Origin of the sequence: Methylomicrobium lacus LW14 (assembly GCF_000527095.1) — a bacterium.
In the GTDB taxonomy this organism is placed as follows: domain Bacteria; phylum Pseudomonadota; class Gammaproteobacteria; order Methylococcales; family Methylomonadaceae; genus Methylomicrobium; species Methylomicrobium lacus.
The window spans coordinates 3,372,049-3,383,495 of the sequence record NZ_AZUN01000001.1 but is presented as its reverse complement, the minus strand read 5'-3'; the positions used below and the strand labels follow the sequence as shown (position 1 = coordinate 3,383,495).

Sequence of the window (11,447 nt, the reverse complement as noted above, 5' to 3'; positions counted from 1 at the left end):
CTATTTTGGCTTGCGCCTCCCCCTACCCCTTCATTCCCCGATAGCCGGAGGTAATCGGATAACGCCGGTCGCGGCCGAATGCCCGCTCGGTGATCCTGATGCAGGGCGGCGACTGGCGGCGCTTATATTCATTCCGGTCGACCAGGCCGATCGCCCTCGCGACATCCTCGCGCCGGTATCCTGCCGCGATGATTTCTTCGGCCGATTGATCCAGTTCGACATAGCGTTCGAGAATCGGATCGAGCACCTCATAGGGCGGCAAGGAATCCTGATCGACCTGATCGGGCGCCAGTTCGGCCGAAGGCGGCCGGGTCAGGACCCGTTCCGGAATCACGAATGACAGCCCGTTCCGGTAGCGCGTCAAGCGGTAAACCAAGAGCTTCGGCACGTCCTTGATCGGCGCGAAGCCGCCGGCCATGTCGCCGTACAGGGTCGCATAACCGACGCTCATCTCGCTCTTGTTGCCGGTCGTCAGGAGCAGCTTGCCCTGCTTGTTCGAAATCGCCATCAGAATCACGCCGCGGCAGCGCGCCTGGATGTTTTCCTCGGTCGTGTCCTGCTTCGTGCCGGCGAAAATGTCCGCCAAGAGGCCGCTGAATGCGGCGACCGCCGTATCGATCGGAATGGTATGGTGTTTGACGCCAAGCGCATCGGCCTCCCAGACCGCATCCTCGATGCTCATCGCCTGCGTATAACGCGACGGCATCAGCACCGCCTCTACCTTGTCCGCGCCGAGCGCATCGACCGCGAGCGCCAGCACCAGCGCCGAGTCGATGCCGCCGGACAGGCCGAGCAGCGCGCCCTTGAAACCGTTCTTGCGCACATAATCGCGAATCCCGAGCACCAGCGCCTGATATTCGCTCGCGACCGGCGTGTAGAGCGGCGCGCAAAACGATTTGATCGGCTTCAGGTCCGCAAACTCGACCACGCCGATCTGCTCCTTGAACTCTTCGGCCCGGAACACGACCTCGCCGCGCGCATCGACCACGAAGGACGCGCCGTCGAAGATCAACTCATCCTGACCGCCGATCTGATTCACATACACCAGCGGAATTTCGGCGGCCTTGACTTGAGTGCAGATCACCGCCTCGCGCTGCTGGCTCTTGCCCGCGTTGAACGGCGAGGCATTCAGGGTCAACAGCAAATTGGCGCCTTCGCGCTTGTTCGCATCGATGATGCCGGGATGCCAGACATCCTCGCAAATGGTCAGGCCGATCATCGCGCTTTTGAACGGGAACACGCAGGGCTTATCGCCGGCGGTAAAATAACGCTGCTCGTCGAAGACGCCGTAATTCGGCAGCGCGCGCTTCCGGTAAACGGCCAACACCTTGCCCTGGTGGAGCACGGCCGCGCTGTTGTAAAGCCTGCCGCCGTCCCGTTCCGGGAAACCGATCACCACCGCAATGGCCTCGGGCAACAGCGTTGCCAATTGATCAAGCGCATCATTCGCCGCGATGATGAAATCTTGCCGCAGCAGCAAATCCTCGGCCGGATAACCGGTCACGGTCAACTCGGGAAACACGACCAGATCCGCGCCGAGTTGCTGCGCCTGCCGGGCGTTCTGGATGATGTTTTGCACGTTGGCGGCGATGTCGCCGACCAGGAAATTGGTTTGGGCGAGGGCTATCTTCAGAGTCATGCGGAGGTTATTCAAGTAGGACGACAACAGTCGTCATCACGCCGGTATGGCGCAATGACGGCTGCATGCAGCAAAAGCAGTATCGTTAAAAAAGGCAATCCGATCACTGACTGGACAAACAGGCCTTGATCGCCGCGCCGATGTCGGTCGGCGAACTGACCACCTCGACACCCGCCGCTTTCAACGCCGCAATCTTGCCTTCCGCGGTGCCCTTGCCGCCGGTCACGATCGCGCCGGCATGGCCCATGCGTTTGCCGGGAGGCGCGGTTTGGCCGGCGATGTAGGCGACCACCGGTTTGGTCACGTGCGCCTTGATATAGTCGGCCGCATCTTCTTCCTCGCCGCCGCCGATTTCACCGACCATCACGATGCCTTGGGTCTGCTCGTCCTCCTGGAAACGGCTCAACACGTCGACGAAGTTCATGCCGTGGATCGGATCGCCGCCGATGCCGACGCAGGTGCTTTGGCCGAGGCCCTGATGCGTCGTCTGGTGCACCGATTCATAGGTCAGCGTGCCGGAGCGCGAGACGATGCCGATCGAGCCCGGCATATGAATCTTACCGGGCATGATGCCGATCTTGCATTGCCCCGGCGTGATCACGCCGGGGCAGTTCGGGCCGACCAGCAGCGCGCCGGTGCCGGCCATCGCGGCCTTCACGCGCAGCATGTGCAGGGTCGGGATGCCCTCGGTGATGCAGACGATCAGTTTGATGCCGGCATCGACCGCTTCGAGAATCGCGTCGGCCGCGTAGAACGGCGGCACATAGATCACGCTCGCATCGGCGCCGGTCGCGTTGACGGCCTCGTGTACCGTATTGAACACCGGCAGACCCAGATGCTCATCGCCGCCGCGCTCCGGCGTCACGCCGCCGACCAGCTGAGTGCCGTATTCGAGCGCCTGCTGCGAATGGAAAGTGCCCTGTTTACCGGTAAAACCCTGGCAAATCACTTTGGTATTTTTGTCGATCAAGATGCTCATGCTGCGGCCTCCGCCAGCGCTACGACCTGTTCCGCCGCGTGCGTCAAATCGTCGGCGGCATATAAATTGAGTCCGGTATTGTTCAACAATGCGCGGCCCTGTTCGGCATTGGTGCCTTCGAGTCGCACCACGACCGGCACCGCGACATGCACCTGCTTGATCGCGGCCAGGATGCCGCTCGCGATGATGTCGCACTGCACGATGCCGCCGAAGATATTGACCAGCACCGCCTTCACGTTGCGGTCGGAAAGAATCAGCTTGAACGCCTCGCAGACCTTTTCGACATTGGTGCCGCCGCCGACGTCAAGAAAATTGGCCGGCGTCCCGCCCTTCAGCTTGACCAGATCCATCGTCGCCATCGCGAGGCCGGCGCCGTTGACCATGCAGCCGATCGTGCCGTCGAGGGTGATATAGTTCAGCCCGTATTGCTGGGCCTTGTTTTCCTTCGCGTCCTCCTGCTCGGCGTCCCGGAGCGCCAAGATGTCCGGATGCGCGGCGACCGCGTTGTCGTCGAAGTTGATCTTCGCATCCAGCGCGAGCAGTTCGCCGTCTTCGGTTTCGATCAACGGATTGATTTCGATCTGGCTGGCATCCTTGTCCAGAAACAGGTTGTACATGCCCTGCATGATAACGGTCAGCGCCTTGATTTGCTGCCCCTTCAAGCCCAACGCATAGGCGATTTGCCGGCATTGATTGGCTTGCAGGCCGGCGGCCGGATGGATCAGGATAGAGATGATCTTCTCGGGGGCTTCGTGCGCGACCGTTTCGATGTCCATGCCGCCCGCCGCGGAGGCGATAAACACCATCCGTTCGCTGCCCCGGTCAACGAGCAGGCTCAGATACAGCTCGCGTTTGATCGGGTAGTTTTTTTCGATCAGCAATTTGTGCACCGGCAAGCCGAGGCTGTCGGTCTGCTGCGTCACCAGGCGCTTTCCGAGCAGCGCGCGGCTCAGGCCTGCGACCTCCTCGATCGTTTTTGTCAGTTTGACGCCGCCCGCCTTGCCGCGTCCGCCCGCATGCACCTGAGCCTTGACGACCCAGCCCTCGCCGCCGAGCTCCCTGGCCGCGCGCTCGGCTTCTTGCGGAGACGCCGCCGGCTTGCCGTCGGGTGCCGGGATGCCGTAGCTGCGAAACAGCTGTTTAGCCTGATATTCGTGAATATTCATTGATGCTCCGATGAAGCGGGGTTACGGTTGGGTATTTTTCGCAAGATTGCCCGCAGCAATGCTATGCTTAGTGGCTGGCGAATATTCTAATAAATTACCGGGTAAACAGCATCAAGATTAGTCGACATGCCGGAAAATAATCAAAGCATCATCCATCCCTGTCCGTTTTCGAAAGGCTACGGCATTCCCGAAGCACAGGCCTGGCTGCTCTTGAAGGTCTATTTCGTTTACCGCCTTGTCCTCGCCTGTCTCTTCATCTCGATGTATTACGGCCGCGTCACACCTTCGCTGCTCGGCTCACTGAACGACCAATTGTTCCACTACTGCAGTGAAGTCTATCTGTTGCTGACTCTGGCCTCGGGATTCCTGCTCCGCTTCCGCTTGGCCTCCTACAGTTTCCAGGCGCAATTCCTGCTGTTTTCCGACATCCTCCTGCTGACCCTGATCATGCATGCCTCGGGCGGCATCAAAAGCGGCATCGGCATCTTGCTGGCCGTCTCGGTTGCCTCGGGCGGCGTGACGATCGGCGGGCGCTGTGCGATGTTCTTTGCCGCCATCGCCAGTTTGTTGGTATTGGCCGATGAAATTTATGCGGATCTCACCGACAGTTTCGCAACGACCTCTTATACCTACGCCGGGATGCTCGGTGCCGCCTTCTTGACCATCGCGCTGTTGTCTTATGTGCTCGCGAAACGCAGCGAAAGCCTGTTGAAACTGGCGGAGCAGCATCAACAAACGATCGCGAACCTGGAAGAACTGAACCACTATATCATCCAGCACCTGCAAACCGGCATCATCATCACCAACAGAAAGCAAAACGTGCAGTTGGCGAATACCGCGGCATTGAAAATGCTGAATCTGCCGAAAAAACCTGCGCAACTGTGCGATATTTCGGTCCGTCTGGCCGAGGACTTCAGTGACTGGCTGCACAATAAAGATCTGGACCAGTCGCTGCTGACGCTGGCCAATCAAACCGAGATCCGCATCCGCTTCATGCTGTTGCCGACCGGAGGCCGTTCCTTCTATATGCTGATCCTGGAAGACATCGCGCTGTACAACCAGCATGTACAACAAAGCAAACTGGCGTCACTGGGGCGGCTGACCGCCAGCATCGCGCATGAAATCCGCAATCCGCTTGGCGCAATCAGCCATGCCGGGCAATTGCTCTCCGAAAATCCGGACTTTTCGTCGCAGGACAGGCGCCTGACTCAGATCATCCAGTCCAACTCCGCCCGCGTCAATCAGATCATCGAGGACATCCTGCAGCTTTCCCGGCGCCAGGCCTCGCGCCGGGAAAAAATACAACTGAAACCCTGGCTCGCGCATTATCTGGAAACTTTTATGCTCGAACAGATGATCGAGCCGAAGGCCTTCAATCTGCAATTCGACCAGGGCTCGCTCACCGCGTTCATCGACCCCGGCCATTTGAAACAGATCCTCGACAACCTATGCCGAAACGCGCTGACCTACGGCAGCCCTGAACAAGGACCGATCATCCTGCGCGGCTTCATGGCGCAAAAGTCGCCCTGCATCGAAGTGATCGATAACGGGCCGGGCATCGAGCGCGAGCATCTGAGCCATCTTTTCGAACCTTTTTTCACCACCTCGAACAAGGGCACCGGACTCGGCCTTTTCATCTGCAAGGAACTGGCCGAATTAAATCAGGCCAAGTTGGGCTATTATTTCACCGAAAGCCAGCGCAGCAGCTTCCGGCTTTATCTAAGCGACGCCGACAAATCATTCAACTAATCCATGAAAAATCCCTTTGCCTTGATCGTCGATGACGAGCCCGACATCATCGAATTACTCGAAATCACGCTAACCCGGATGGGTATCGAAACTCGCAGCGCGGGCACGCTCAGCCAAGCCAAAAAATTATTGCAGGAACGCACCTTCGACCTGTGTCTGACCGATTTGAGATTGCCCGACGGCGACGGCCTCGAACTGGTCGAGCTGATACAGACCTCCAGGACGCCGTTCCCGATCGCGGTGATTACCGCGCACGGCAACATGGATACCGCGATCACCGCGATGAAAAAAGGCGCTTTCGATTTCGTCTCCAAGCCGGTCGATCTGCTGACGCTCAGGCAACTGGTCGGCAACGCGCTCAAATTCGCCGAACAAGCGCCGGTCAAAGACAGGCGCACGCGCCATACCCTGCTCGGCGACTCGCAGGCGATGCGCGAGATCCGCTCCAAAATCACCAAGCTCGCGCGCAGCCAGGCACCGGTCTATATTTACGGCGAATCGGGCGCGGGCAAGGAACTGGTCGCGCGCCTGATACACCAGCTGAGCACCCGCGGAGACAAGCCCTTCGTCGCGATCAACTGCGGCGCGATTCCGCACGAACTGATGGAAAGCGAATTCTTCGGTCATAAGAAAGGCAGCTTTACCGGCGCGGTCGGCGACAAAAAAGGACTGTTTCAGGCCGCGGACGGCGGCACGCTGTTTCTCGACGAAATCGCCGATCTGCCGGCCTCGCTGCAAGTCAAACTGCTCCGGGCGATTCAGGAGAAGAAGATCCGCCCGGTCGGCGAACAACAGGAAATCCCGGTCGATGTGCGCCTCTTGAGCGCGACCCACCGGAATCTGGCCGACATGGTGCAGAACGGCAGTTTCCGGCAAGACCTGTTTTACCGGATCAATGTGATCGACCTGAATGTGCCGCCGCTGCGCGAACGCATAGATGACGTGCCCGCGCTGGTCGATCATATCCTAATCAAACTGTCCGCGCAGGCGCAGGCGAGCAAACCGGCCATTTCGCCCGCGGCAATCGCCGCGCTGCAGCGCTACCGCTTTCCGGGCAATATCCGCGAACTCGAAAACATCCTAGAAAGAGCGCTGGCGCTGTATGACGGCAACTGCATCGAAGAGGACGACCTGAATCTGCCGGTCGGCATTCCGGCGCAGAATCCTGCCCAGGAACACGGCTACGACCCGTACCAGGGCTCGCTTGAGGATTATTTGGAAGCGATCGAAAGAAAAGCGATTCTGCAAGCGCTCAAAGAAAACAAATGGAATAAAACGGCGGCCGCCAAACAACTGGGACTGTCTTTCCGCTCGTTCCGGTATCGGCTGAAAAAGCTCGATTTGGATACTTGAGACGCGAATGGAGCGAGGATAGCGATCTAACTCTCGAAGACTAGATCAATCCGTAGGGACTTTTAGAAAACTGACGCAGCAGCCTCTCGGAATGGGCTTTAATCAGCCCATTCTTCACTGCCGGCGATGAATCAGGCCCGGTATTTGGGCAGCGCTTCGAGCTTGGCGACCGCATCCTTGATCTTGGCTTCGGCGTCGGCGTCCAGTTCGTTGTTCTTGTAGACTTTATCCAGCAAGCCTTCGGCGACCAGCGCTTCCTTGATCCAGCGCTTGGCGAAACGGTAGTTCGTGAAGGCGGCAGTCACCTCGCCGGTTTCCGGGTTTTTCAGGCCGGACTTCGCGGCAGCTTCGGGGGCTGGTGCGGCAGCGGGCTTCGGTGCCGGAGCGGCAGGCTTGGGGGCGGCTTGCTGTTTAACCGGAGGTTGCGGTTGCGGCTTAGGCGCGGAAGCAGCGGCCTGCTTAACCGCAGGTTGCGGTGCCGGCGCGGCGGCCGGTTTGACCGCGGCTTGCGGCTGCGGCGCGGGCGCGGTGTCCGCAGCAGGCTTCGCCTCGCCGACAGAGGGCTTCGCGTTGGTTTTTTTCTCGTTCATTACCTGATAAACGACATAAGCCGCAAAAATCACAGTCAGAATAAACAACCCTTCAGTCATGACGAAACCCCCTCTAAATTATTGAATTGATATACCGGTCATCATTATTATCGTTAAGAGCCTACGGTGTTCCGGCCCGCCGTTTTCCCATTTGCCGAATATACCAGAAGCGAGTCAACCTGGTAAACCTTCAGAGTCAAAATAATCACCGCTACCAGCAGGGCTTGCCCTGCGCGAGAGACGGCAAATCGTCGCGCAGTCCCATCGCGTAACGGTTGAAGTAGTTCCTCAATAACTCGGACCGGTTGACCCAGCTCATACCTGCCGAACGCAGGCCGGCCACTTCGCGACTCTGGATGCCGAAGGTTTTATTCAGCACATCCATGCTGCCCATCATGATCAGATTGTCGCCCTTGCGCCAGCGTTCGTAACGGCGCAGCAAGCCGCGTCCCGCTAACGCCCGCTGCTCGCGCCGGGTTTCCAGTATGATCTCGGCGATCGCGGCCGCATCCAAAAGGCCTGCATTCGCGCCCTGCCCGGCCAGAGGATGCATCACATGGGCCGCATCGCCGACCAGCGCGAGGTGATCGGCGGTATAGCAGTTCGCGTATTGGAAGCGCAACGGAAAGGCCGCGCGCGGGCCGACCGCAAGCATTTTGCCGAGCAGGCCATTGGATGCCTGCTCCAGCGCTTGCAGAAAATCCACATCCGGCAAGGCCAGATGGACCTTGGCCGTCTCCGAACGCAAGGTCCAGACGATCGAACATTGGCCGTTCGCGAGCGGCAGCAAAGCCAGCGGGCCTTCGTCCAGAAAGCGCTGCCAGGCCGTGGCTCTATGGCTCAGCTCGGTGGTCACCGTCGCGACCAGGCCATGCTGGCCATAGTCCCAGCCGGTCACGCCGATGCCGGCCATCTTACGCAAGGCCGAATCGTGGCCGTCGGCCGCGATCACCAGATCGGCCGCAAAGATTCGCCCATCGTCGAGGCGGAGACGCACGCCTTCAGTATCCGTCTCGATGCCGGCGACTTTGGCCGGCGTGATGCAATCCACGCTATCGAGACTGTCGAGCACGTCCCACAACGCGGCGACCGTGACCCGGTTTTCGACGATATGGCCAAGCTCGTTATATTCGGTATCCGCGCAGTCGAAATGCAGTTCGCCGCCCGCACGCGCATCGAAGACCCGCATTTCGCGATAAGCGGATACGCCGCGCCGCGCCATGCCGGGCCAGACACCGAGTTGCTCCAACATCAGCCGGGAGGCGCGGGTCAACGCGGACACGCGGATGTCGAGCGGCTCGGGAGGCCACTGTCGCGGCGGCTCGGCCTTGTCGAGCAGCGCCACCCGCACGCCGCCGAGCGCCAGTGCGCAGGCCACCGCCGCGCCGACCATGCCGCCGCCGACCACGATCACTTCGTAACGTTCGTTCATCCGCTTTATCTCCTTGCGCCAAGACGCGGCAGCCGGCCGGACAGCCCCATCGCATGCCGGGACAGCAATGATTTGGCCGCCGGAATGTGGTCGAGCAGGCATAAGCCGGCATTCCGGGCCGCCGCCAGCGGCAGCCATTCGTTCGAGAAAATGTGGATCAGTTGATCGGTAAAACGGATCGTGCGCTCATGATCCTGACGCCGCGACTCGGCATAGGCTTTCAATAGCACAGGATCGCCGATGTCGCCGCCTTGCGCGTGTTGACCAAGCAGCGTTTCGGCCAGGGCGGTCACGTCACGCAGGCCAAGATTGAAGCCTTGCCCAGCGACCGGATGCAGTTGATGCGCCGCATTGCCGATGATCACCGCGCGCCCTTCGACCATCCGTTCGGCGCGGATCAGCGTCAGCGGGAATGCGCGGCGCGGCGCGGCCAGCGTCAATTCGCCGAGCCGGTAGCCGAAGCAGCTTTGCAATTCGGCGATAAAATCGGCCTCATTTACGGACAGCAGCGATTCGGCTTCTTCCTGGCTTCGCGTCCAGACCACCGCCGAATGCCGTTCGCCGACCGGCAATAACGCCAAAGGCCCCGAAGCAGTAAAACGCTCATAGGCGGTAAAATGATTGGGCCTGGATGATTTGACCGTGGTGACCAGCGCGGTCTGACCGTAGTCGCTGACCTGCTGCCCGATGTCGAGGAGCTTCCGCACCGAGGACAGGCCGCCGTCCGCGCCGACCAACAGTTTCGCGGAAGCGGTCGCCGGCTCCTCGCCGAGCTTCAGGCTGACGCAGATCTGATCGCTGCCGGAATAGAGGCCCGCGACCCGCGCCGGACAAAGCTGTTCGATCTGCGCCGCTTCGACGCAAGCGGCGACATGGCCTTCGAGATCGCGCGCGCTGATCACATAGCCCAGGGCTTCGACGTTTTCCTGTTCGGCCGACAGCCGGGTTTTACCAAAATGGCCGCGATCGGACACGTGAATCGTTTTGATCGGCGTCGCGACCTGCTTGATGCCTTGCCAGGCGCCCAAGGCGTCGAGCATCGTGACCGTGCCGGCGGCCAGCGCCAGCGCGCGGTCGCCGGCCGCGGCCCCCTGTTGCTGCGCACGCGTATTTGCCTCGATGATCGCGAGCCTGAGGCCCGAATCCTTCAACGCCAGCGCCAGACAATTACCGGCCAGCCCGCCGCCGGCGATCAACAAATCATAGTCCTGCTGCATCAGACGGCCTGCATCAAGGCTTCGATCTCCTCGATCGATTTCGGCACCGCGGCAGTCAGGCATTCATAACCGTTTGCGGTGACCAGAATGTCGTCTTCGATACGGATGCCGATGCCGCGCCATTTTTCCTCGACCTTGTCGTAATCGGCGGGAATGTAGAGCCCCGGCTCGACGGTCAGCACCATGCCCGGCTCCAAGAGGCGCCATTCCTGATCGACCTTGTAGTCGCCGACATCGTGTACGTCCATGCCGAGCCAGTGGCCGATCCGGTGCATGAAAAACGGTTTATATTTTTCATCCTTGATCAGTTTTTTGACCTTGCCTTTCAGGATGCCGAGTTCAACCAGGCCCTGGGTGATCGTTTCGACCGCCGCATCGTGCGCCGCATTCCAGGGCAGGCCCGGCTTGACCTGTTCGAGCGCAGAGGACTGCGCATCGAGCACCAGCTGATAAAGCTGTTTCTGCGGCTCGGAAAAACGCCCCGATACCGGAAAGGTGCGGGTAATGTCGGCCGCGTAATGATCGCACTCCGCGCCCGCGTCGATCAGCAGCAAATCGCCTTTATGCAGCACATCCTTGTTCTCGGTGTAGTGCAGCACGCAGGCGTTCTTGCCGCCGGCGACGATGCTCGGATAGGCGACATGGCGCAAACCGCCCTGATAAAACTGGTACAGCAATTCGGCCTCGATCTGGTATTCGTGCATGCCGGGCTTGCAGACCTGCATCGCCCGCGCATGCGCATGCGCGGACACTTCGGCGGCGCGCCGCATCAGTTTCAGCTCGGCAGGGCTCTTGAACAGGCGCATCTCGTGCAGGATGTGTTCGAGCGTGACCAACTCGCCCGGCGCCGACACGCCGCGTCTGGACTGGCCGCGCAGATGATTGATCCATTCCAAGAGGCTGTGATCGAGCTCCGGATCGCGGCCCATCGGATAAAACACTTTGCCCTTGTTTTCGAGCAAGCCGGGCAGGATCTCATCCAGATCGTCGATCGGAAACGAATCGTCGGCCTCGTAATGCTTGACCGCGCCTTCGAGCCCTGCATGGGCGCCTTCCCAAAGCGCCTTGGTTTCGTCGTATTCGCGGCAGAACAGGATGTATTCGCCCTGTTCGCGGCCGGGAATGAACACCGCCAGCGCCTCCGGCTCATTGAAGCCGGTCAGATAATAAAAATCACTGTCCTGCCGGTACGGGTAATGCACATCGCGGTTGCGCACGCGTTCCGCCGCGCTGCCGATCAGCGCGATATTGCCCTTGCCGACGCGCTGCATCAATTGTTTGCGTCGTTTTTTAAATTCGCTTTGTTTCATGCTGTGTTTTGC

The 11,447-nt window shown here is 60.0% G+C and carries 9 protein-coding genes; 2 read left to right on the top strand and 7 right to left on the bottom strand.

Translation table 11 applies throughout. The features are described 5' to 3' along the window. Positions 1–22: 22 nt before the first annotated feature. The 3 genes from METLA_RS0115720 to sucC form a co-directional block, all read right to left on the bottom strand. A complete protein-coding gene (locus tag METLA_RS0115720; RefSeq protein WP_024299457.1) occupies positions 23–1,639 on the bottom strand; it encodes an NAD+ synthase in 1,617 nt (538 codons plus the stop codon). Positions 1,640–1,742: 103 nt separating this feature from the next. Further along, the gene (sucD, locus tag METLA_RS0115715) at positions 1,743–2,618 is read right to left on the bottom strand and encodes a succinate--CoA ligase subunit alpha (protein ID WP_024299456.1); all 876 of its coding nucleotides are present in this window, start codon (positions 2,616–2,618) and stop codon (positions 1,743–1,745) included. Next, positions 2,615–3,784, bottom strand: a complete 1,170-nt coding sequence (gene sucC, locus METLA_RS0115710) for an ADP-forming succinate--CoA ligase subunit beta (protein WP_024299455.1) — start codon at positions 3,782–3,784, stop codon at positions 2,615–2,617. Before sucC ends, sucD begins: the two co-directional genes overlap by 4 nt. A gap of 126 nt (positions 3,785–3,910) precedes the next feature. Here sucC and METLA_RS0115705 point away from each other — a divergent pair, with 126 nt between their 5' ends. Beyond that, complete coding sequence (locus tag METLA_RS0115705) at positions 3,911–5,533, top strand: two-component system sensor histidine kinase NtrB (protein ID WP_024299454.1); 1,623 nt, start codon at positions 3,911–3,913, stop codon at positions 5,531–5,533. 3 nt (positions 5,534–5,536) lie between these two features. Continuing rightward, the gene (locus METLA_RS0115700; RefSeq protein ID WP_024299453.1) at positions 5,537–6,886 is read left to right on the top strand and encodes a sigma-54-dependent transcriptional regulator; all 1,350 of its coding nucleotides are present in this window, start codon (positions 5,537–5,539) and stop codon (positions 6,884–6,886) included. 131 nt (positions 6,887–7,017) lie between these two features. Here METLA_RS0115700 and METLA_RS0115695 read toward each other — a convergent pair whose 3' ends face one another. The 4 genes from METLA_RS0115695 to pepP form a co-directional block, all read right to left on the bottom strand. Then, the gene (locus METLA_RS0115695) at positions 7,018–7,536 is read right to left on the bottom strand and encodes a hypothetical protein (RefSeq protein ID WP_024299452.1); all 519 of its coding nucleotides are present in this window, start codon (positions 7,534–7,536) and stop codon (positions 7,018–7,020) included. A 151-nt stretch (positions 7,537–7,687) separates the two neighbouring features. Next, a complete protein-coding gene (locus tag METLA_RS0115690) occupies positions 7,688–8,908 on the bottom strand; it encodes a UbiH/UbiF/VisC/COQ6 family ubiquinone biosynthesis hydroxylase (protein ID WP_024299451.1) in 1,221 nt (406 codons plus the stop codon). 5 nt (positions 8,909–8,913) lie between these two features. Beyond that, the gene (gene ubiH, locus METLA_RS0115685; RefSeq protein ID WP_024299450.1) at positions 8,914–10,125 is read right to left on the bottom strand and encodes a 2-octaprenyl-6-methoxyphenyl hydroxylase; all 1,212 of its coding nucleotides are present in this window, start codon (positions 10,123–10,125) and stop codon (positions 8,914–8,916) included. Further along, the gene (pepP, locus tag METLA_RS0115680; RefSeq protein WP_024299449.1) at positions 10,125–11,435 is read right to left on the bottom strand and encodes a Xaa-Pro aminopeptidase; all 1,311 of its coding nucleotides are present in this window, start codon (positions 11,433–11,435) and stop codon (positions 10,125–10,127) included. The genes ubiH and pepP overlap by 1 nt, the downstream gene beginning before the upstream one ends. Positions 11,436–11,447: the final 12 nt, after the last annotated feature.

What these genes read in the sequence shown, in the direction of transcription:
- METLA_RS0115695 (WP_024299452.1), bottom strand. Translation starts at nt 7,536, where the DNA reads ATGACTGAAGGGTTGTTTATTCTGACTGTGATTTTTGCGGCTTATGTC.
- pepP (WP_024299449.1), bottom strand. Translation starts at nt 11,435, where the DNA reads ATGAAACAAAGCGAATTTAAAAAACGACGCAAACAATTGATGCAGCGC.
- ubiH (WP_024299450.1), bottom strand. Translation starts at nt 10,125, where the DNA reads ATGCAGCAGGACTATGATTTGTTGATCGCCGGCGGCGGGCTGGCCGGT.
- METLA_RS0115705 (WP_024299454.1), top strand. Translation starts at nt 3,911, where the DNA reads ATGCCGGAAAATAATCAAAGCATCATCCATCCCTGTCCGTTTTCGAAA.
- sucD (WP_024299456.1), bottom strand. Translation starts at nt 2,618, where the DNA reads ATGAGCATCTTGATCGACAAAAATACCAAAGTGATTTGCCAGGGTTTT.
- sucC (WP_024299455.1), bottom strand. Translation starts at nt 3,784, where the DNA reads ATGAATATTCACGAATATCAGGCTAAACAGCTGTTTCGCAGCTACGGC.
- METLA_RS0115720 (WP_024299457.1), bottom strand. Translation starts at nt 1,639, where the DNA reads ATGACTCTGAAGATAGCCCTCGCCCAAACCAATTTCCTGGTCGGCGAC.
- METLA_RS0115700 (WP_024299453.1), top strand. Translation starts at nt 5,537, where the DNA reads ATGAAAAATCCCTTTGCCTTGATCGTCGATGACGAGCCCGACATCATC.
- METLA_RS0115690 (WP_024299451.1), bottom strand. Translation starts at nt 8,908, where the DNA reads ATGAACGAACGTTACGAAGTGATCGTGGTCGGCGGCGGCATGGTCGGC.